Below are 20,488 nucleotides of genomic sequence, written 5' to 3'. Positions count from 1 at the left end.
GGTGCAGGTGTTTTACGGGGGGAAGATCATCCGGCCACGACGGCCTAGCGCTTGCGCCATGCAAATTTGAGAGCGGACCAGTCTTCGTTGATGGAGCACACCTTGTAGTCGACCAGACCCAAGGCGAGGGATTCATCGCGTACATGGTTCTGGTTGAAGTCGACGTGGTGTTTGCCGCTGCGTTTTGGATGAATGATCCAGACGGATGCTTGTTTTGGGAGACGAAGCGCAAGGAGATCCAGTGTTGAGGCCAGGTCTGCGAGCGAGCGGATAAAACAGAGCGCGAGGCTGGTGGTGGGGCGCAGACGCGTGAGCAGGGCTGTCTTCTCCGGGAGGTCACCGAGCAGCTCTTCGAAGCCATCCGGGGCGGCGATGAGGGCTACCTCCATACTCGCGTTGATTTCCTAATTTTTTTAGCAGGGGTGTCGCCGAGAAGTCGCGTGGTGGCGCGACGGCTGGAGTGACCGGTGGATGAGCAAGAAGTGTGGAGAGGGCGCGCGAGGCTTCGGACCATGCGGCGTAAATGGAGTCGGGATTTTCAGAGCGGATTCGTTCTGTTTTTTCGGGCGATCCGCCTGCGAAGAGAATCGGTATGTGGTTTGCGGATCTGCTGGAGCGAAGAGCCAGAGCGATCTCACGGGAGCGCGATGGGAGTTTATCCAGATCGAAGACGAGCGCGGCGGGGTTGAGGTGGGCAAGCTCACCGACGACCGCTGAGGTTCTGATCAGCGGAGCAGAGTCGATCGTCAGGCCGCGACGTTTAAGCGATGCCGCCTTCGTCATAACGTCTTCGTGCCAGGAGAGAAGCTTGACGGTCTTCATGGGCTTTCGAGCGTCCAGACGTGCTGACGATCACGCTTTACATCAGCTGCGCGATCTTCTCCAGCTCTTCCTGGAGGCAAGGCAGGGAGCAGCTGATCGACTCCATCCGGAACGCCGCTTTGCGGGCATCCTGCGTGGAGACGCCGTAGCCGCGCGCGACCAGAAAGCTGCTGATGAGATCGGCGGCTTGCCAGGAGTCGAGCCCCGACTTCATCAGATCTTCCCGCAATCCGGAGAGATCGGCCTCGGTGAACTTTTCGACGTGGGCACCCTTTGCCTTTGTCATTTGTTCTTCTCCTGCCCGGCGTGTGTTCGCCGTCAGCTTACCCATCGTGTTAGACGTCATAATCTACCTATCGTCAGAAGACTTTACGAAAAGATGGCTCGGAAAGTTTCCTTGAGGCGCTCCCATTAGAGAGCGCGGTCCGCAAGCAGTACGGGAACTCCTTCGATCACCGGATAGCGTCGCCCGCATCCCTTGCACGAGATGACATCTCCCGAGCGGCCGAGCTTCTGATGGCACACAGGACAGACGACGTACTGCAGATCTTCGTACTGGAGATCTTCGGCTGGCAGAGATTGCACGCTCACAAAACTATCTTACCGTCAGAGAAGCCGGGGAGCGCGATACCATGAAAGATGTATGGATGAGATAAAGAGAACTCCGGCGATTTTAGACGGTGTCGCCATCGCTGCGCAGATCAAGGCCGAGGTCGCAGCCGAGGTTCAAGCTCTCTCGGCTCGCGGCATCACACCTGGTCTGGCGGTGATTCTGGTCGGCGAGGAGCCGGCGTCGCAGATTTATGTTCGCACCAAGGTGAAGACCTGCGGCGAGTTGGGCATCTTCAGCGAGATGATCACCCCACCGGAGAGCATTACAACCGATGAGATGCTGGCGCTGGTCGCGTGCCTCAACGCCCGCGAGGACATCGACGGAGTTCTGATCCAACTTCCGCTGCCGAAGCACGTGGACACCAAACGCCTGCTCGAGGCGGTGGCGCCAGATAAAGATGTGGATGGATTTCATCCCGTGAATGTGGGGCGGCTGCAGAGTGGTCAGCCGGGGCTGGCTCCGTGCACTCCCGCTGGCATCCTCGAGATCCTGCGGCGTAGCGGGTTGCCGGTCGCCGGACAGAACGCGGTCGTCGTGGGGCGCTCGGATATTGTAGGTAAACCCACAGGGGTGATGTTGCTGAATGCCTCTGCCACGGTGACCGTATGCCACAGCAAAACTGTCGACCTCGGCCGCTTCACCCGCGAGGCCGATCTTTTGGTGGCAGCGATCGGTCGACCGGGATTCATTACGGCGGAGATGGTCAAGCCGGGCGCAACGCTGATCGATGTTGGAATCAATCGCATCACCGACGCCGCCGAGGTGGAGGAGTTCTTCCCCGGCGATCCGGCCCGGGCAGCGGCCTTTGCCAAACGCGGATCGGTCGTCGTCGGGGACATTCATCCGGATGCCTTTGCGGTGTCGGGCGCGTACACGCCGGTCCCTGGCGGCGTCGGCGCGTTGACCATCGCGATGCTGATGCAGAACACAGTAGCTGCGGCGAAGCTGCGCCGAGGAATCTCGCTGGGGAGCAAGTAGCCGCATGCTGCGCGTTGGCCTCACCGGCGGCCTGGGAAGCGGCAAGTCCACTACGGCGAAGTTGTTCGCGGCTCAAGGGGCGCATATCCTGCAGTCGGACGCGATTGGGCGCGAGCTGATGGAGCTCGGCCAGCCGATCTACGAGGGGATGATCGCGCACTTTGGCCCCGGCGTGGTGCTGGCCGATGGCACTCTTGATCGCGCCGCCCTGGCGCGCATCGCCTTCACGGAGGGCCGCGTCGAAGAGTTGAATGCGATCGCTCATCCTCTTGTAATCGCGCGCCAGATGGAGTTGACCGAAAAGATCTTTCAGCAGAGACCTCACGCTGTCGTAATGGTGGAGTCGGCTCTGATCTTCGAGACGCACTATGTTGCCGCGGATGGTTCGCGCTGGCAAAGCCGTTTCGACAGGATCATCCTGGTGACGGCTCCGGAGGAGGTGAAGGTCGCACGATTCGTCGCTCGTTCTTCGGCGGGCAAGACGATCAGCGAGGAGCAGCGCGCGGAACTTGAAGCGGAGGCACGCCGCAGGCTGGCTCAGCAGATCTCCGACGAGCAGAAGGCAGCTTTGTCCGACTATGTACTGACCAACGGCGGCGCGCTGACCGAGCTGGAGTGGCAGGTCGATCAGCTCTGGCCGATCCTCGAAGCCGCTGCGTAGACGATCTTTTGTCCTGAACTCTAGAGAGTGGAACGCGCGGCGTCGAACCCCCCAAACAATTTGAGTGTCCCCTGATGATGCATTTCGATCTTCTGCCGATGAAGGGACTGTGTCAGACAGGCACACTTCACCGAAGGATAAGGAGACAGGCAGATGATCCGGCAAGCTATCAATTGCGATATCTGTGCAGCAGAGAAGCAGACGAGTAACTACTGGTTCGTCGCCTACGAACAGGGCGGCGAGTTGAAGCTCCGCGGCTGGGAGTCGCCGAAGAACTCGCGCAAGGACGCCAAGCATCTGTGCGGACAGAAGTGTGCGCAGCGCATGATGGCAAACTTCATGGCTTCGTTGATGGCGACCGTTCATAGCAGCGAGCAGGACGCCGAGCCTGCGTTGGACGATATTGAGGTCGTGGCGAAGAGCAAAGAAGTAGAGGTTATCAACCGCCCGGAACGCTCCGAGCGTATGGAAAGGCCTGAGCGCGTCGACAGATCCGATCGGCTTGATCGCACCGACCGCTCGCTGGTGGGTCGGGCAAGCATCGACAGCGCTGACCTCGAAGCCGAATCCTGGGCCGGTCCGGTAAAGGTCAAGGAGGAGCCATGGGAGGCGCAGACCAAACGCCAGCCCGAACGCGAGAACTTCCTCCACGCGCCGCGCATCAAGCCCTCGGCGCTCAATCGGCTGCAGCGAATGGTGTAAGCAGGCAGAGACTTAGCCCTCCCCGGCAAAGAGATCGGGAGCACGACCGACTTGAGTGCCCCGATGCTCTCAAAGAGCGGGAAGAATCTGGTCCCGTCGTCCCACTCTTCTGACAACATGTGGATCGCTTCGATAGGATCCACGACAAGATCCACGGTCTACGCTGCCCGAGCAGCAGGGCGCGCGCCTCGATACAATGAGAGGTGTCGGTCTTTCGCAACCGGCTATTTGAAAGATCAGGTCGTGCTCACAATGAAACTGCGCCCCGTTCTCCTTGTGGTCCTACTTCTCTGCGGCTTCTACTACCTGACTACGCATGTCTGGTCGACGGGAGCCGTCTCGCCCTGGCTGCATCGTGCCAAGGCCTCCGCCTCACTGCCTGCGGCGAACACTGCAGCCGTGAATGGCCCGTTGGGAACCTTCGAGCTGACCGAGGCCCATGCTGCGCCCGCGTACGACACCGAGGAGCAGCAGAATATCGCTGTCTACAAGAAGGCCCTGCCGTCGGTGGTCAACATCACTTCGACCGCGATCGCGATGGACTTCTTCTACGGTCCGGTTCCGCAGCAGGGGCAGGGCTCCGGATTCATTCTGGATAAGCAGGGACACATCCTCACCAACAACCACGTCATCGACAACGCCCAGCGCGTCGAGGTCACGCTCTCGGACAAGCACAAGTACAAGGCCACTGTGGTCGGCGTGGATAAGGGACATGATCTCGCTCTGCTTCTGATCAACAACGCTCCTAATCTTCAGCCGGCAACACTCGCCGAGTCGCAGAGCCTCACCGTTGGCCAGCGGGTCTACGCCATCGGCAATCCGTTTGGTCTGTCCGGCACCATGACACGCGGAATCATCTCGGCGATACGGTCGATTCGCGGGCCGAACAACAATCCCATCGAAGACGCGATCCAGACCGATGCGAGCGTCAACCCGGGCAACTCCGGCGGCCCGCTTCTCAACTCCCGCGGCGAGGTCATCGGTATTACCACTCTGATCGCTTCGAATGGCGTTGACCAATCGGCGGGCATTGGCTTTGCCATCCCGGTCAACACCGCCAAAGCTGTCATCGCGGACTTCGCGAAGTACGGGCGAATCCGTCGTCCGTCGCTCGACATCGCCACCCTGGAGATTGGTCCGGAGGTTGCGCAACAGATCGGTCTGGCAGCTGACTACGGTCTGTTGATCGAGCGTGTCCTGCCAGGTGGCGCAGCAGAGAAGGCTGGTCTGCATGGGGGGACTCAGAGAGCCTACCAGGGAAACATGCCGGTGATGCTGGGCGGTGATCTGATCGTCGGGATGGACGGGCAGGAGATCACCAACGCGCAGGATCTGGCGGCGACGATGAACTCGCATAAGGCGGGCGACGAGGTGACGCTTACAGTCTTCCGCGGGCGCAAACGGCTCGACGTGAAGGTGAGGCTGAACGATGCAACCGAGCAGCAGGGGCAGGCTGGTCGCGAGACTTAGAAGCTGTCCTGCCGGACGGGCCCCTGCGCGTGGAGCTGTCACTTCGTGACGCGTATACCGGCTTCGCCCGGGCCTTCCGATGGTCGGCACAAGATCTTTCTTCGCGACCAACGGGAGCGCCAACCGAAGGGGTATACACGCCATGAAGTGACAGCTCCACGCGCAGGAGGCCCGTCCGGCAGGACAGTCTCTGGACAGCTTCCTGTCAAGAGCGGAGCATAGTTGCGGACGAACGGATAAAATAGAGTCTCGAGTATCGCCCTGGCGGGACCGTTCGCCGGTCTGCTCGCTGCCGCCGTCTGCGGTGGCATCTACTTTTACACCAGGGTGGAGTTTTGGGCCGCACTGGCTCACGCAGGCGCATGGCTGAACCTGATAAACCTCGTGCCGGTGCTGGGTCTCGACGGCGCGCAGGCGACTCACGCGCTAAATCGTATGCAGCGCGGGTTGATCTTAGCCGCCGCCATTCTCTTCTTCGTGTTCCTGCACGAGGGAGTCTTTCTCTTCATCGCGGCCGGCATGGCATGGCGTCTCTTCACCGGCGCGGCCCCGGAGAGCCGAAGCAGCGCGACGATGATTCGTTACACCTTGCTGTTGTTCCTGCTGGGAGCCCTGATGGGGCTAGTGCCCGAGACCATGCGACGGTTCTAGCTTCCGTCATCTCGGATGACTACGGTTAGACTTTGCTGCGGACGTAGCGGCGATCCTGTATGGAGTATTCGCCGCTGAGCACGGCTGCAATCGCCTCCGGGTAGGCACGGTGCTCCTGTTCGAGGATGCGAGCCGACAGGGTCTCGTCAGTATCGTCGTCGTGAACAGGCACGGTCTTCTGCAGAACGATGACGCCATGATCCACCGCCTCATCGACAAAGTGCACTGTGCATCCGGCGACCTTGGCTCCATAGTTCAGCGCCTGCGCCTGTGCGTCGAGCCCAGGAAAGGCTGGCAGCAGCGACGGATGCACGTTGAGAATCCGATTCGGAAACGCCTCCACAAACATCGGGGAGATGATGCGCATGTATCCCGCCAGGCAGACCAGGTCCACCTTGTGCTGATGCAGACGCGCAATCATCTCCGCGTCATGCTCGGCGCGCTTGCGGCCAGCGGAAGGAATCGCAAACGTCGGAATATTCAGCTCACGCGCTGCCGTAAGCCCCGGAGCGTCTTCAAGGTTCGACAGCACCACAGCAATCTCCGCGCTCAGCAGCCGGTCTTCGTGGATAGCATTGGCGATCGCAAGAAAGTTTGAACCTCTGCCGGAGAGAAGAATGCCGAGTCGATGCATGAAGGGTCCCTTGCCTAGATTGTAGGCGACGCCTTCACTCCATGTCTCCGCCGAGCCACATCGTTATCGCGCATCCGGCAGCAAACCCTTCTCCACCAGCACCGGTGGCCTGCGATGCTTCGTCGCCTGCTCATACGCATAGGTCCAGCCCAGCAGATCTCCATCCCTCCACCGCCGCGCCGAGATCTCCAGCCCGAACGGCAGTCCCTCGGGATAGAAACCACCCGGCACCACCACCGCCGGCACGCCGATCATGTTCACCCATCCCGTGTCGCTGTGCGGCCCCTCGCTGAGCTTCCCATTCTGCGGCATCGTCTCATCCGGCGGAGGCATCTGCGCCGCCGGGTAGACAAACCCATCGAGATGCAGCCGGTCGAGCGTCTCGTTATAAGCTTCGAGCGCCTTCCTGCGCGGTCCATAAAAATTAGCTTCAGCCTGCGGGTCGCTCTCGATCGACTCCTGCACGATCGTCGGTCGCCCTCGTCTCGTCGCGGGATCGGCACCACCGATAATCGTCGGCGGCAGCGGCGACCCGATCACCTTCGCATACTCCTCAGCCGAGTGATACTGCGCCGGCCCATACTCCGCCAGAAACTTCTCGGTTCCCTCCTTCACATAAGGAAACGTCGCGACTCGCCCCACCGTCACGGCAAAGCTGTCCGGCAGAATCGAGTCATCGAATACCACCGTAGCTCCCGCCGCCCGCAAACCTTCAATCGCCTTCATAAACGCCGCCCGCGTCTCCGGCCGCAGCGGCTCCCGCGCGTCTTCGGTATCCTCTGCCACCTCGCTCGCTGTCGCCGATGCAGGAATCCCCTGAAACGGAATCCCCGCCCCTGCAAGAATGAAAGCCGGCACGCCAAACCGCTTGCCTTTCAGCGCATCCGTCTTCAGATACTGCGTGTACGGCCCCTTCTGAGCCTTCGCGGTGAAATCCGCCGTCGGCGCATCTGCAGCGTCCTCTCCGGCCATCACATCGAGCGCGATCGTCGCATCGGTCACTGTGCGAGCGATCGGTCCCGTGTTGTCGAGCAGCCAATCCAGGGGCGCGATCCCTGTGATACTCACCAGCCCTCGAGTCGGAAACACTCCTACCACCGAGCTCGTCGCCGACGGCATGCGAATCGAATTCCCCGTATCGGTCCCGTTGCCCAACAGCGCAAAGTTGCTCGTCACTGCCGTCACCGTCCCGCCCGACGAGCCGCCCGGGCTGAATCGCACGTCGTAAGCATTCCCCGTCCGCCCAAACGCCGTGCTGCGATTCGTATCGCTGGCCGCAAAGTCCGGCATGTTCGTCTGCCCCAGAATCACCGCTCCTGCCGCCCGCAGCTTTGCCACGATCGTCGCATCCTTCGGGGCCACCAGCTCGTGCCCTGGAATCATGTAGCCCTTCCAGCCATCGGTTGTCACCAGTCCCTTGATGCTCGTATTCGCCTTAGTCATAATCGGAACGCCCCACATCGGCCCGCGCCGAAATCCGTTCCCACCAGCCTTCGCCTCTGCATCCTCACGAGCCGCCGTGACCAGCGCATTCTGTGCATCCACCGTCTGCACGGCACGATAGATTCCGTTGTACCTCGCAATGCGCGCCAGATACCACTCGACCACCTCGGTCACGGTGTACTTATGTGCGCGGTACAACTCCTCCAGGCGAGGGATCGTAACCTCCATCAGGTCGCGATCCATCGCCGCCTGCGAAGCCCGCGCATTCGCGGAAGCCGCACCCTGCGCGTTCAAACGAGCACCTGACAACAAAGCGACCACGACAAAAGCAAAGCAAACGCCAGCTCGAATCTTCATACCGTCCCCTGAGTGATCTTGAGAAATCCTGATCTTGAGTGATTTGGTGCCTTCTATAAGAACACACGTCCGTTGCCAGACACGCAAGTTATGATGGCCTGAACTACGAGGCTCCTATGTGCTTCTCTGCAACCGCGAACTTTGTCGGCAGCGCCGTTCTGGGCGGCATCGGCGTCGCCACGTTGACTGAAGTAAAACATCGCCGCGAGCTTCTCTTCGCCGCCATGCCTTGCCTCTTCGCCTTCCATCAGTTCATCGAAGGCTTCGTCTGGCTGGGCCTCGGCGGAATCCTTTCGCCTGCAGTGACCCGTAACGCCGGCGCAGCATACGTCCTCTACGCACAGGGTCTGTTGCCGTTTCTCCTTCCCCTCAGCGTCCTGCTCCTCGAGCCTACGCGGAAGCTGCGCCGCCAGATGCTCCCCTTCGCCATCCTCGGCGGCGCGCTCATGCTCTACATGCTCTGGGGATTGATTGCCTATCCGCTGCAGATCTCGGTAGAGGACAACAGCATCGTCTACATCAACGCCATCACCACTACCACTCTCATCGCGATCCTCTACGTTATCGCCACTTGCGGCTCGCTCTTCTTCTCCGGCTTCCGCGACCTCATTACCCTGGCCTGGCTCAACCTCATTGGGCTGCTCGTCGTCATACTGGTCAAGCGATACGCCTTCACCTCGATCTGGTGCGCCTACGCTGCAGTGGTGAGCGTCATCATCTACTACTTCTTCCGCCGCAGCCGTGCGCACCGCCCGTCTACCTATGCCCTCGTCGCATAGCGAATTTCATTCGCGGAACAGAGCCACCAACGTGAAAGCCCGCTGACCACCTGAAAAATCCAGTGGCCAGCGGGCTCGTAAAGCGATACTGCGAACTACCTAGTTGTAGCTGACCTTGCGTTCTCCGCGCACCACACGGCCAATCAAGCAGTGCCGTTCGTTTGCGCGATTCAGAATCGCCTTTGCCTTTTTGATCTTCTCTGCCGGAATTACCGCGATCAGACCAATACCCATGTTGAAGGTGCGCAGCATCTCGTCCTCATCCACATTGCCCAGCTGCTGCAGATGTTCAAACAGCGGCGGCACCGTCCACGAGGCGCGGTCGATCAGCGCTCCCATCCCCTTCGGCAAAATGCGCGGCAGATTCTCTGTGATCCCGCCTCCCGTAATGTGCGCCATCCCGCTCACCACCTCGGCTCCGGTCAGCTTCTTGATGACCGACAGATAGCTGCGGTGCGTCCGCATCAACGCGGCTCCGGTCTTGTCCTTCAGCTCGTTGATGTATTGCTCCGGACCATACTTCGCCACTTCAAACAGCAGCTTGCGCGCCAGGGAGTACCCGTTGGTATGCAGTCCATTCGAGGGCAGCCCTACCAGAACATCCCCGACTTGAATCTGCTCCCCGGTAATGATCTTGTCGCGGCTCACCGCGCCGATGATCGTGCCGGCGAGGTCGTACTCGCCATCCGCGTAGAAGCCTGGCATCTGCGCCGTCTCGCCGCCGATCAACGCACAGCCGTTCGCCTTGCAGGCCTCGCTGATACCCTGCACCACACGCTCGATCACCATGTCTTCGAGCCTCCCTGTGGCCAGGTAGTCGAGGAAGAACAGCGGCGTCGCGCCCTGCACCGCAATGTCGTTGACGCAGTGGTTCACCAGGTCCTGTCCCACGGTATGGTGAATGCCCAGCTCAAACGCAACTTTCAGCTTCGTGCCAACGCCGTCTGCGCTCGAGACCAGCACGGGGTTGGGAAACTTTTCGAGGTCCAGCGCGAATAGGCCGCCGAAGCCGCCGATCTCGCTCAGCACCTGCTTGTTGAAGGTCTTGCGCGCCAGCATCTTGATGCGCTGCTTGCTGCGATCGCCCGAGGTGATATCCACCCCGGCATCCGCGTAGCTGATGCTCTTCTTCGAGGGACTCTTGGCCTTTTCCTCCGGGGCGGATGAGGCAGACTGCTTCATCCCTGCGGCCTTTCTCTGCGCAATTGCGGACTGCAGCGAAGCGGCATCCCTGGGCGTGTCCTGCTCGGACGTGGTGCGGTGCGTGGCGATTGAATCGGGCGGCGGGGAGGTCTCATCCGGCAAGGTCGTGCTCCATATCGTAGTGCTTGAAAAGAAGAAGTTTAGTCTAGCAGGGTGGCGGTCAAAGCATCGTAAACAAACGTTATTCGTACACGCCCAAAAGTTTTCGTCGCTGCTCCAATGGTGGTAGAGGGCAGGTATCGTAGCGCCCGAAGATGCGGTAGCGGAGGCGAGCGATAACCCCGTATCCGAACTCCCGCACAGGCCGTGGCACCAGGCTCACCAGCCGCCCCAGAAGCCTCCAGGGTGAGGAAAGCAGCATCAGCGCCGCGGCGACCGCGTCCGAACGCTGGTAGAGCCGTTCCTGCGGCCTCAGGGCATCGGTCAGCAACACTACGCCGTCGGGAAAGCTGTGAATGCCGAAGCGGCCAAGCACCTCGCGGCCAAGAGCGCTCTGGAGCGGAGCATAGCGCAGCCTCTCGCGATGGTCGTGTTCGAGCAGGAACTGAACCACGCCGTTGCACAACGCGCAGACGCCGTCGTAGAGCAGTAAAGCCCGGCCCTCAATCTCTGCATGTTCTGGCTCGGTCATGTCTCCTCGGTCCTATTAACATGATATGCCCTCTTATACTGTTGCTATGTCCCGCACCCTCACCCGCTCCCGTCAATTGCAGCTTCGTGCTGAAAAATTTCTGCCCGGGGGCGTCGACTCGCCGGTGCGGGCGTTTCGCGCCGTTGGGGGTGATCCGCCCTTCGTCACTCATGCCGACGGCGCCTATCTGTTTGATGCAGATGGAAATAAGTATCTCGACTTCTTCGGCTCCTGGGGGCCGATGATCCTTGGACATGCCTTTCCGCCGGTGGTTGACGCGATTCAGAAGGCGGCCTCGCGCGGTGCGAGCTTCGGAGCCTCCACTGCGGCAGAAGCAGATCTGGCTGAGCTGGTGACACGATGCTTTCCCGCGGTCGAAAAGCTGCGCTTTGTCAGCTCCGGCACCGAGGCTTGTATGTCTGCTATCCGACTTGCGCGCGGTTTCACAGGGCGTAATTTTGTCATCAAGTTCGAAGGCTGCTACCACGGTCACTCCGACGCCATGCTCGTCAAGGCAGGCAGCGGTGTCGCGACGCTGGGAATCCCAGGCTCGGCCGGCGTTCCCGCCGAGACTGCGATGCACACCATTGCTCTCCCCTACAACGATCTCGATGCTGTGCGAGAGGTCTTCGCGGCGCGGCCCGACGAGATTGCGTGCGTCATCGTGGAGCCGGTGGTAGGCAACGCCGGGACTATCGCCCCTGCTGCGGAGTACCTGCGGGGTCTGCGGGCAATCACCGCAGAGTATGGCGCGCTCCTGATTCTCGATGAGGTGATGACCGGCTTCCGTCTCTCGCTTGGCGGCGCCCAGCAGGTGTATGGCGTGAAGCCGGACCTCACGACTCTGGGCAAGATCATCGGCGGTGGCCTGCCCTGCGGAGCCTTCGGCGGACGAGCCGATGTGATGGAGTTTCTGGCTCCGTTGGGGCCTGTGTATCAGGCGGGTACGTTGAGTGGGAATCCGCTGGCCATGACCGCGGGAATTGCGACGTTGAGTCATTTGATCAAGTATGAAGAGGAGGTCTACAACGGCCTTGAAAGCACTACTGCTCGCATCGCTGAGGGAGTTGCGGGCGTGGCGCGAGAGGCGGGGATTTCCTTGACGACCAATCGCGTTGGGTCAATGTTTACCTGGTTTTTTTCGGATAAACCCGTTACTGATTTTGCCTCGGCTGCCAAGTCGGACACGGAAGCCTTCGGCCGGTTCCACCGTGCCATGCTCGATGCCGGGGTGTGGCTTCCGCCCAGCCAGTTCGAGGCCGCGTTCGTCTCGACCGCCCACGGCGAAGCGGAGATCGGGATGGTTCTTGAAGCTGCCCGGAGGTCGCTTTCCTGAGACTCGACGGGGATAAATTTCGGGGGGTTGGATTATTTTTCTGCAGATTTTTTTGGGTGTGGTGGGCGGGTGAGAATTTGCTGGTTTGCTGAGGTTTTTGAAGGGAGTTTCGGGAAAACTGTGTGTTTGGACGTGGTTTTTTGATGGTGAAAACGTGGTGGAATGCGTGGTGAAGGTGGAGTTTTAGCACCACGTTTTACTGCCTTGAAAAATACGCCAACTTTTTGAGATTTATTTTTTGGCTGGCCTGGCGATGTGGCTTCGGAAGCTTGTCGATGACAGATTCGGGCCGGCCGCCGAGTGCGAATTCGCCCGATCATTCCCCATTGCTCAAGGGCGATGTCATCAAGTGCCTTCCGGGCGTAGAGCATTGGCACAGTGCAGCCCCGAAAAGTACTTTTGCCTATATAGCGGTTACGCCGACTCAAAAGGGAAAGACAATTTGGTTGGAGCCCGTTAGCGACAAAGACTACAACAGCGTGAAGTAAGAGACCGTCGGGCTAACCGAGGCCACCAATGTCCGCCGATTGGCGGAGGGTGGCCTCATTTCGGCGGACCGAATTGATGAACTTATTAGGAACGACAAGCCGTCTTGCGTTTACCAATCTCTATAGCGTGCGGGAAGGGCGTTTTTGGGGATCTATGCTGGTGCACCATAGGCCGTCCTCAATCGACGCAGTGATCTCTTATTGAGTTGTGGATGAATAGCGAGGCGGGCGCAGTTGTGTGGAGTACGTTCGTTTGTTAGTTTGACGTGCATGCGGCAGAATGTTTCCGAAGAGCTCAGCAGAACCATAGAGAGGCTTTACCGGTCTGAATCGGGCAGGATTCTTGCTACGCTGGTGCGCCTGCTCGGAGATCTTGATGTCGCCGAAGAGGCCATGCACGAGGCCTTTGCCGCTGCTTTGGACACGTGGCCTCAGACCGGTGTACCGGATAATCCGCGCCCCTGGCTCATTTCGACCGCGCGCTTCAAAGCTATCGACGGAATGCGCCGGCGGGCGCGCTTCGACAGCGCACAGAAAGACCTCGTGCTCTACCTCGAGGCGCGCGTCAACGAAGCGCCTTACGAGGAGGAGGAGATCGAGGACGACCGCCTTCGTCTCATCTTTACCTGCTGCCATCCCGCTCTGCCGCCGGAAGGACAGTTAGCGCTCACGCTGCGTGAAGTCTGCGGCCTGACGACAGAGGAGATTGCCCGAGCATTTCTCATTACGCCGGCGACGCTCGCGCAGCGCATTGTGCGCGCAAAGGCAAAGATTCGAGACACACCTATTCGGTACGAGGTGCCGTCGCCGCAGGAGTTGCCGGAGCGACTGGGCGCGGTGCTTCAGGTCGTCTATCTCGTCTTCAACGAGGGTTATTCGGCTGCGGCGGGAGCGGAGGTAACGCGGGCCGAACTAACCGCCGAGGCGATTCGACTGGGCCGGCTGGTGAGCGGACTGCTGCCGGAGCCGGAGGTCCTTGGGCTGCTTTCCCTGATGTTGCTGCAGGAATCCCGTCGCGCTGCGAGAACGTCGCCCACTGGAGAGCTGATTTTGCTGGAGAATCAGGACCGCTCGCTCTGGAACCGGGAGCAGATCGCGGAGGGAGTGGCATTGCTGGAGAAGGCCCTGAAGTCCCGGGGCTTCGGCTCCTACACGCTGCAGGCTGCGATTGCGGCCGTTCATGCGGAGGCGGAATCGGTCGCTCTGACCGATTGGCGGCAGATTGTTGCGCTTTACGGCCGATTGATACGAATTCAGCCTTCGCCAGTTGTAGAGCTGAATCGTGCCGTGGCAGTTGCAATGCGCGATGGTCCGGAGGCCGGTCTGGCGCATATCGACGCGGTGTTGGAAGATGGCGAATTGGCAAATTACTACCTGGCGCATTCAGCCCGCGCGGATATGTACCGCAGGCTGGGCAGGACGGCTGAGGCCCGGTCCTCTTATGAGAAAGCTCTGGCGCTGACCCAACAGGAACCGGAGCGGCAGTTCCTGCAAAAGCGGATTCGGGAGTTGAAATAAAAAAAGCGCAGAAGAAGCAAAATTTCCTGGACGCTTTGTCGAATTCCAGTCTGGCCGTTCGACTATATCGTGAAGGCAGGGCAATCGGCCCACCCGAAGATCGTTTTAAAGAAAATCGCTCAACCCAAAGGAGATTCCGCAATGCGATTCATGGTCATCGTCAAATCAACCCCAGAGGCAGACAAAAAAGGCGCCCTCCCCGATCCGCAGCTCTTGGCCGAGATGGGCAAGTTCAACGAAGAGCTCATCAAGGCTGGCATCGTGCTCGCCATGGATGGCCTCCATCCCAGCTCCAAAGGCGCACGCGTCAAGTTCTCCGGCACGTCGCGTACCGTCATCGACGGCCCCTTCACCGAGGCCAAGGAGCTCATAGCGGGCTTTTGGATCTGGCAGGTCAAGTCCCTCGAAGAGGCCATTGAGTGGGTCAAGCGCTGCCCCAACCCCCACGGCAGCGACTCCGAAATCGAAATTCGCCAGGTCTTTGAGATGGAAGACTTCGCCCCCATCCTGTCCAAAGAGGAGATCGAGTACAAAGTAGCGAAACGGGCTGAGCTGCCGAATCAGGCCGTCAGCAAATAGCCGCTCTTGTATCCAGGATTGAAGCGGGTGTGATCGGTAGCAGTGTCTTCTACCGATCCACATCAGGTCTTTCATTGCACCATCGAAGCCGTCTGGCGCATCGAGGCTGCGCGCGTCATCGCCGGCCTCACCCAGCTCGCACGAAGAGCGTTACACGATAAAAGGAGAAATCATGCCGCAATATTTGCTTGCGAATTACCTTCCCGACAACTTCGACCCGTCCACCATGACCGAAGCGACGGTACGTGCTATCAATGATCTCAACGACGAGTTGGAAGCTGCTGGTGCCAGGCTCATGGCTTGCGGCCTCAGCCCAGCCAGCCAGGCGAAGTCGCTGCGGGGGCAATCAAATGGCGAAGCGCTCGTCACCGACGGCCCGTATCTGGAAACCAAGGAGCACATTGGCGGTTTTTGGATACTGGAAGCCGCTGACATGGATGAGGCACTGGCGTGGGCGCGCAAGGCTGCCTTCGATAGCCGGTCGAGGGGCGAGGTGCGCGAGATCCCATACAGCAGCCTGCCGGGCGGCACGCCTCACCCATCGCGGGTAAAGCCGTAAGTACCCCCACCGGCGAAACCGGCTCCTCCGACCTCGAGAACGTTGCTCGCAATAAGCCGGCGGTCACGGATAGCCCATTCTCAAGAGGGAAAACAAATGCGGAAAAAGAAGGTTCGCGCAATTGCAATCAAAAGCTTCGCGCTGCTTGTTGTACTCGGTACGGCGTATCAGGCGACGGCACAGGCCGTCACAACACCGTCTCCTGCGACACCTTATTCCAAGATGGCTCCGGTCGACCAGTACCTCATGACGGATCGGGATGCGGAGATAGCCCTGGCACGAAGCGCAGCGCCCGCGTCCATCTCACGCGATGCAGGGGTGCTGGTTCTTGGACAGCATGGTTTCGAAACAGCGGTCAAGGGCACGAACGGTTTCGTGTGTATCGTGGGACGCTCGTGGACATCCACTGTGGATGCTGAGTTTTGGAATCCGAAGGTGCGGGTTCCGATGTGTGTGAATGCGGCAGCCGCGCGTTCCTACCTTCTGCGCTTCACCAAAGAGACCGAGTGGGGACTGGCGGGACGCACGCCGGCACAGATGAATGAGGCCATCTCGGCTGCCATCGCCAGGAAAGAACTGCCGCCGATGGAGCCTGGGGCCATGTGCTACATGATGGGCAAGGAAGGATACGGCGGCGACAGCGTCCCCCACTGGCCTTCCCACCTCATGTTTTTCTATACGGATGCCGACCTCGCGAGTTGGGGAGCGAATCTGCCGGGTTCCCCGGTCGTTGGTTTGAACGACCCCTTGGAGCACCTGACGCAGTTCGTGGTAGTCGTGCAGCGGTGGTCAGACGGAACGGAGTATCGCGAAGGCTCCGGCGCCGCGCATCATCATTAGCACCTGCACGCCTCGCCGGATCTTTGCTGACGGGTCGATCTTCGGTCTTTTGGGTCTCCCGAACGACTCTCTGATAACAGAACGATGAGCTACGGCTCTCTGAGTCACAGGAAACAGGGAAGAATTGTGAAGTACATCTGTCTGGGATATATCGAGCCAGGAAAATTCGAAGGGATGACCGAGAACGAGCGAAACGCAGTGTTCGACGAATGTTTTGAGCACAACGACCATCTGCGCGGTAACGGACATCTTGTTGCCGAAGTACCTCTTCAGTCTCCGGCGACCGCGTTGACCCTGTACTGGAAAAACGGCAAAGTCGTGACGACCGACGGCCCCTATGCGGAGACCAAGGAACAGCTCGGCGGCCTTCAAATTCTTGAAGCGCGAGACCTCAATCACGCCATTCAGCTTGTCTCGCAGCTTCCAGGATTTAAGTATGGGCTTGGACCGATTGAGATACGGCCGGTTGCGGATTTGAACGAGATGATGAGGGAGAGCGAGCAGCGGCGACGAAAGAAGACGGCACGTTGAGAGTGATCCGCCGAGTGCGAATTCGGTAGGTCGGCCAGCATTACTTCGTCGTTGCCGAAAGCTGACTTTGTAGCGCCCTCAGCAAAACTGCATCGGGGCAACAAAAGGTCAGGGCTTGCTGGCTGGAGCCGAGTATGGCGCCATTAGGTTGGCGACGAGCGGCGTCACGACGGGCGTGGCGGCGCCGATAATCTCCGTTACACTATCGCCATTGGTGGTCCAGACATTGCCGGAACAGTCGATGGCAATCGCGTCCGGATTCACGCCGCCGCCTGTATAGCCTTTGCTCCCCGACAGAATGGAGCCGGAGTTCGAGAGCTCGACAACGCTACTCCCGAAAAAGTTCGCGATCCATGCGTTCCCGGCGCCATCAATCGCGATGCCAGTGGGCGAATAGAGACCCCCACCAGTGAATCCAGTTGGCCCCGAAAGGAAAGAACCGGAACTGGACAGCTTGGTGATGCTATTCCCGGTGCCGTTGGCTATCCAGGCATTTCCCGAGTTATCGAGCGCCATCTCCCAGGGCTCACTGATGCCGCCGCCCGTGTAGCCATTGGGTCCTGAAAGTACGGCGCCTGAATTCGATAGTTCGGTGACAGTATTGCTGGCCTGACTCACAATCCAGACACTACCCGGGCCGCTGATAGCGATAGTTCTGAGGTAATTCAGGCCGCCGCCTGTGAATCCGTTGACTGGTGAGATCGCCGTGCCCGAGTTGGAGAGTTCGCTGACAGTAGTGAAAAAATTTGCGATCCAGGCATTGCCGGAGCTGTCTATAGCTATTGATTCGGGATTACCTACGCCACCAATGCCGATGTATCCATTGACACCAGAGAGGACCGAACCCGAGCTGGAGAGTTTAACGACGTTCCCGCCGAAAGTATTAGCGATCCAGGCATTGCCGTTATTGTCGATGGCGATGCCTTGGGGGTTGTTGATGCCACCTGCCGTAAATCCATTGGCCCCTGAGAGTGCAGAGCCTGAACTGGAGAACTCGGTGACGCTCGACGTGTTGATGACCCAGGCGTTGCCGGAGCCGTCAATAACAATCCGTTGAGACTCCGAGAGGCCACTCCCCGTGAAGTTGAGGCCGACCGTGAAGTCATTAGGCTGGGTCGTCAGGGTGGGGCTGAAGAGCGGTGTTGCCGCAGCCAGCGCGTAAAGCGTGGCGACGTTGCTGGCTGGGTTATGGGCAATATTGATCGCTGCGGTTGCGGTGTCGGTCGGCAGAGTGCCATTGGACCCGCTGGAAGGGGCATTTATCAAGAGCGTGCTGCAAGCCTTCGATGACGGACCGATGGAGCCGATGCAGGCCCCGAGAATATCGGCGAGTGTGTTGATGGTGCTCTGCGGGACCGTGCCGTTGCCAGCAGGTGTGGTAGCGAGTGCTGCACCGCTGGAGATGGCGGCGAGATTAGCCGCGTTGGCAAAGGCGTTTGCAATGCCCGTGCGGGCAAGCAAGGTGCCGGAACTGGAGACGTGAGTGGCGTCCGCCGCGAAGCCAGCCATGGCGTAGGCTGCGGCGACAGTGGAGACCTCGTTAACCCAGATGACTGGCGCAGAGCTGTTGAAGTTGCCGGAGTTGTGGCAGTTGCCGAGTTCAGCCATGAGTCCAGAGGCAGAATTCACACCCGGTCCCGTATTGCCGCCCAGAGCGTAAAGATAGACCTGCGAGTTGGCGACGCAAGAATAGCCACTGTCCATTGAAAAGCTGCCGTCAGCAGCAGTCGTGACGTATGCGCCAATGGAATCGGAGGCACCGGTTAAGGAAGCGTCGAGCAGTGAGACAGAGGACTGGCCGTAGCCGGTGGTGTTGGCTGCGAAGAGATAAACATGGGCGCCGGAGATGGGCATTTGGCCATGGTGAACGCTGCCGCTGACCGTGAGGCTATTGCCTGGGGTGGGTGTGGGTGGAGGTGTCGCGGCGCTGGGGCTTGACGAGCAGCCAGTGAGAAGGAAGAGCAAACTCGTCAATGGAACACAGAGGACTACAGCAGGCACAACACGCATTGAGGCTCCGCGGGGTACGTGGTCAACTGTCGAAATGCTGATTCCCAAGGATAGCTGACGATAGCTGAAAGTCGAAGTAAATTGAATCTTGTGGTGCCATTCCGACCGCGGAACAGGTTACGGGTGATGATGACGCACACTCAATCTGCAAAAGATCTTTCCTAAGTCGATTGGGTGTGAATTGTAGGCTCCTTGGAAGCTATCCTCGACCGAACTGTCCAGTGGGCCGGGTCATACAGGTGTGGCAGCCTGCCTGAGTGGGGAGTTCAGGCAGGCTGTGTGACTGCGGGTTTTGGCTCCATCCAGATTTTGCCTGCTGCCATCAGGACGACGAGCATGGCGGCGCAGAGGGCGAAGACCTTCCGTACGCCCATGTGCTGGGTGAGGATGCCGGAGAGGACAAGGCCGGAGATCTGGGCGGTGAAGACGATCGACATGAAGGTGGAGCCGACTCGGCCCATGAGTTCCGGCGGGGTCGCCTTCTGAAAGAGCGTCTGAGAGGGGACTACGATTCCTGCTACGGAGAAGCCGATGATCAGGTTGCCGAGGATCGTCGACCAGAGGTGGGGAAGCAGGGTGAGAATCACAAGACCCGCTGCGATGCCGCAGAGACCGGAGTAGACGAGGAGTGTGTCCTTCAGATTTTTGCCGAAGGTGTTGAGGCCGTTGATGCCGACCAGCATGCCGAGGCCGATCATCGCTGAGGCGATGGCAAAGGATTTTGTTGATGCGTGGAGCGAGTCGCGGACGTAGATGGCGATCAGCGGACCGAAGCAGCCGATGACGAACATGCCTGCGGCCATCGCCAGAATGACAAACAAGAGGCCGGCGTGGTGCACGATGAAGTTGATGCCCTGCTTCATGTCGAGCCACACTTTGCCGATGGCGGAGGTGCTTTGGGCATCGGGTGCTGCTGCGGCAGCTTTTGCGGTTGGCGCGGTCAGGAAGGAGACGGAGGCGATCAGTAGCGCGGAGCCTACGAAGCTGGCCGAGTCGAAGGCGTAGCAGCTGACGGAGCCGAGGTAGGAGACCATGAGGCCGGCGATGGCGGGGCCTACAATTCGCATCCCGAACATGACCTGCTGCATGAGTGCGTTTGCGGAGCGCAGGCCGTGCAGTGGGACTGCGGAGCGGATGGCGACACCCTGCGCGGGGCCGAAGAAGCTGGAGATGACGCTGATGGCGGCGAGGATCGCGTAGAAGTGCCAGATCTGCGTGGCGAAGATGAGAAGGAGGCAGAGGGCCGCGCGGATGGAGTCGCTTGAGACCATGGTGCGCTTGAGGGGCCAGCGGTCGACGAAGACTCCGGCGAGGATGCCTAGGACCGCGATGGGGAGCATGTAGGCGATCTGCACGCCGGTGACCTGCTGGGCGGTGGCATGGAGCTTGAAGGTGAGGACGTTGATGACGGCGAAGAGGGCGAGGAAGTCGCCGAAGACTGAGATGATCTGGGCGTACCAGAGGCGGCGCATCATGGGGACGCGCAGGACATCGCCCATCGATAACGGTGCTGGGAGTTCGGGATCGAGGACGGGATTCTGCTGGGCCGCGGCCGGATTGGCGGTTGTGCTCATTCGGAGTTCCTCTCGGGTGTTGCCATGGTACGGGATCGGGTGGGGATCGGAGGCCAGAATTTGACTGGAGTCGGTCTGGAATCTGCGTGGGAATCTGTCTGGAAATCTA

23 protein-coding genes are annotated in these 20,488 nt (G+C 59.8%); 12 read left to right on the top strand and 11 right to left on the bottom strand.

Annotation, left to right across the window (positions count from 1 at the left end; genetic code table 11):
• Window positions 1–44: 44 nt before the first annotated feature.
• The 4 genes from HDF09_RS09540 to HDF09_RS09525 form a co-directional block, all read right to left on the bottom strand.
• A complete protein-coding gene (locus tag HDF09_RS09540) occupies window positions 45–389 on the bottom strand; it encodes a DUF3052 family protein (protein ID WP_183765192.1) in 345 nt (114 codons plus the stop codon).
• On the bottom strand, window positions 337–822 hold the full coding sequence (locus tag HDF09_RS09535; protein ID WP_183765190.1) for a hypothetical protein: 486 nt from the start codon (window positions 820–822) through the stop codon (window positions 337–339). The genes HDF09_RS09540 and HDF09_RS09535 overlap by 53 nt, the downstream gene beginning before the upstream one ends.
• A 37-nt stretch (window positions 823–859) precedes the next feature.
• Window positions 860–1,108, bottom strand: coding sequence for a hypothetical protein (locus HDF09_RS09530; RefSeq protein ID WP_183765186.1), 249 nt, complete (start codon window positions 1,106–1,108; stop codon window positions 860–862).
• A gap of 125 nt (window positions 1,109–1,233) precedes the next feature.
• Window positions 1,234–1,413, bottom strand: a complete 180-nt coding sequence (locus tag HDF09_RS09525) for a Trm112 family protein (RefSeq protein ID WP_221270084.1) — start codon at window positions 1,411–1,413, stop codon at window positions 1,234–1,236.
• A gap of 52 nt (window positions 1,414–1,465) precedes the next feature.
• Between HDF09_RS09525 and HDF09_RS09520 the strand changes: the two genes are divergently transcribed.
• The 5 genes from HDF09_RS09520 to HDF09_RS09500 all read left to right on the top strand — a co-directional run bounded on the left by HDF09_RS09520 (window position 1,466) and on the right by HDF09_RS09500 (window position 5,897).
• A complete protein-coding gene (locus HDF09_RS09520) occupies window positions 1,466–2,413 on the top strand; it encodes a bifunctional 5,10-methylenetetrahydrofolate dehydrogenase/5,10-methenyltetrahydrofolate cyclohydrolase (RefSeq protein WP_183765183.1) in 948 nt (315 codons plus the stop codon).
• A gap of 4 nt (window positions 2,414–2,417) precedes the next feature.
• Complete coding sequence (gene coaE / locus HDF09_RS09515) at window positions 2,418–3,074, top strand: dephospho-CoA kinase (protein WP_183765180.1); 657 nt, start codon at window positions 2,418–2,420, stop codon at window positions 3,072–3,074.
• Between the two features lie 153 nt (window positions 3,075–3,227).
• Window positions 3,228–3,776 (top strand): hypothetical protein, encoded by a 549-nt coding sequence (locus tag HDF09_RS09510; RefSeq protein WP_183765177.1) that lies wholly within the window; start codon window positions 3,228–3,230, stop codon window positions 3,774–3,776.
• A gap of 252 nt (window positions 3,777–4,028) precedes the next feature.
• Window positions 4,029–5,246 (top strand): S1C family serine protease, encoded by a 1,218-nt coding sequence (locus tag HDF09_RS09505; protein WP_183766180.1) that lies wholly within the window; start codon window positions 4,029–4,031, stop codon window positions 5,244–5,246.
• A gap of 384 nt (window positions 5,247–5,630) precedes the next feature.
• Window positions 5,631–5,897 carry a hypothetical protein gene (locus HDF09_RS09500; protein WP_183765174.1) on the top strand — a complete coding sequence of 89 codons (267 nt, stop codon included), beginning with the start codon at window positions 5,631–5,633 and terminating at the stop codon, window positions 5,895–5,897.
• 25 nt (window positions 5,898–5,922) lie between these two features.
• Here the strand turns inward: HDF09_RS09500 and purN are convergent, their stop codons facing one another.
• Both purN and HDF09_RS09490 read right to left on the bottom strand, forming a co-directional pair.
• A complete protein-coding gene (gene purN, locus HDF09_RS09495; protein WP_183765171.1) occupies window positions 5,923–6,531 on the bottom strand; it encodes a phosphoribosylglycinamide formyltransferase in 609 nt (202 codons plus the stop codon).
• Between the two features lie 63 nt (window positions 6,532–6,594).
• Window positions 6,595–8,331 carry an amidase gene (locus tag HDF09_RS09490; protein WP_183765168.1) on the bottom strand — a complete coding sequence of 579 codons (1,737 nt, stop codon included), beginning with the start codon at window positions 8,329–8,331 and terminating at the stop codon, window positions 6,595–6,597.
• 116 nt (window positions 8,332–8,447) lie between these two features.
• On the opposite strand from HDF09_RS09490, the gene HDF09_RS09485 reads away from it, so the two are divergent.
• Window positions 8,448–9,110, top strand: coding sequence for a DUF6629 family protein (locus HDF09_RS09485; protein ID WP_183765164.1), 663 nt, complete (start codon window positions 8,448–8,450; stop codon window positions 9,108–9,110).
• 99 nt (window positions 9,111–9,209) lie between these two features.
• Here HDF09_RS09485 and purM read toward each other — a convergent pair whose 3' ends face one another.
• Both purM and HDF09_RS09475 read right to left on the bottom strand, forming a co-directional pair.
• Window positions 9,210–10,292 (bottom strand): phosphoribosylformylglycinamidine cyclo-ligase, encoded by a 1,083-nt coding sequence (gene purM, locus HDF09_RS09480; RefSeq protein ID WP_183766178.1) that lies wholly within the window; start codon window positions 10,290–10,292, stop codon window positions 9,210–9,212.
• Between the two features lie 202 nt (window positions 10,293–10,494).
• Window positions 10,495–10,944 (bottom strand): thiol-disulfide oxidoreductase DCC family protein, encoded by a 450-nt coding sequence (locus HDF09_RS09475; RefSeq protein ID WP_183765160.1) that lies wholly within the window; start codon window positions 10,942–10,944, stop codon window positions 10,495–10,497.
• Between the two features lie 46 nt (window positions 10,945–10,990).
• Between HDF09_RS09475 and hemL the strand changes: the two genes are divergently transcribed.
• Window positions 10,991–12,280: a glutamate-1-semialdehyde 2,1-aminomutase gene (gene hemL / locus HDF09_RS09470; protein WP_183766176.1), complete on the top strand. Its 1,290-nt coding sequence runs from the start codon at window positions 10,991–10,993 to the stop codon at window positions 12,278–12,280.
• Window positions 12,281–12,312: 32 nt separating this feature from the next.
• On the opposite strand, the gene HDF09_RS09465 is transcribed toward hemL, so the two are convergent.
• Window positions 12,313–12,657 carry a hypothetical protein gene (locus HDF09_RS09465; RefSeq protein ID WP_183765157.1) on the bottom strand — a complete coding sequence of 115 codons (345 nt, stop codon included), beginning with the start codon at window positions 12,655–12,657 and terminating at the stop codon, window positions 12,313–12,315.
• A 381-nt stretch (window positions 12,658–13,038) separates the two neighbouring features.
• Between HDF09_RS09465 and HDF09_RS09460 the strand changes: the two genes are divergently transcribed.
• The 5 genes from HDF09_RS09460 (at window position 13,039) to HDF09_RS09440 (ending at window position 16,795) form a co-directional block, all read left to right on the top strand.
• Complete coding sequence (locus HDF09_RS09460; protein ID WP_183765153.1) at window positions 13,039–14,286, top strand: RNA polymerase sigma factor; 1,248 nt, start codon at window positions 13,039–13,041, stop codon at window positions 14,284–14,286.
• Between the two features lie 141 nt (window positions 14,287–14,427).
• Window positions 14,428–14,865, top strand: a complete 438-nt coding sequence (locus HDF09_RS09455; RefSeq protein ID WP_183765151.1) for a YciI family protein — start codon at window positions 14,428–14,430, stop codon at window positions 14,863–14,865.
• A gap of 172 nt (window positions 14,866–15,037) precedes the next feature.
• Window positions 15,038–15,424: a YciI family protein gene (locus HDF09_RS09450; protein ID WP_183765148.1), complete on the top strand. Its 387-nt coding sequence runs from the start codon at window positions 15,038–15,040 to the stop codon at window positions 15,422–15,424.
• Window positions 15,425–15,520: 96 nt separating this feature from the next.
• Complete coding sequence (locus tag HDF09_RS09445) at window positions 15,521–16,264, top strand: hypothetical protein (RefSeq protein WP_183765145.1); 744 nt, start codon at window positions 15,521–15,523, stop codon at window positions 16,262–16,264.
• A gap of 84 nt (window positions 16,265–16,348) precedes the next feature.
• Window positions 16,349–16,795 carry a YciI family protein gene (locus tag HDF09_RS09440; RefSeq protein WP_221270083.1) on the top strand — a complete coding sequence of 149 codons (447 nt, stop codon included), beginning with the start codon at window positions 16,349–16,351 and terminating at the stop codon, window positions 16,793–16,795.
• A gap of 108 nt (window positions 16,796–16,903) precedes the next feature.
• Here the strand turns inward: HDF09_RS09440 and HDF09_RS09435 are convergent, their stop codons facing one another.
• Window positions 16,904–18,805, bottom strand: coding sequence for an NHL repeat-containing protein (locus HDF09_RS09435; RefSeq protein ID WP_183765139.1), 1,902 nt, complete (start codon window positions 18,803–18,805; stop codon window positions 16,904–16,906).
• A 266-nt stretch (window positions 18,806–19,071) separates the two neighbouring features.
• Complete coding sequence (locus tag HDF09_RS09430; RefSeq protein WP_183765135.1) at window positions 19,072–20,379, bottom strand: MFS transporter; 1,308 nt, start codon at window positions 20,377–20,379, stop codon at window positions 19,072–19,074.
• Window positions 20,380–20,488 lie beyond the last annotated feature (109 nt).

This window comes from Edaphobacter lichenicola (genome assembly GCF_014201315.1).
Lineage (GTDB): Bacteria > Acidobacteriota > Terriglobia > Terriglobales > Acidobacteriaceae > Edaphobacter > Edaphobacter lichenicola_B.
This window is presented reverse-complemented; position numbering and strand designations above follow the sequence as displayed.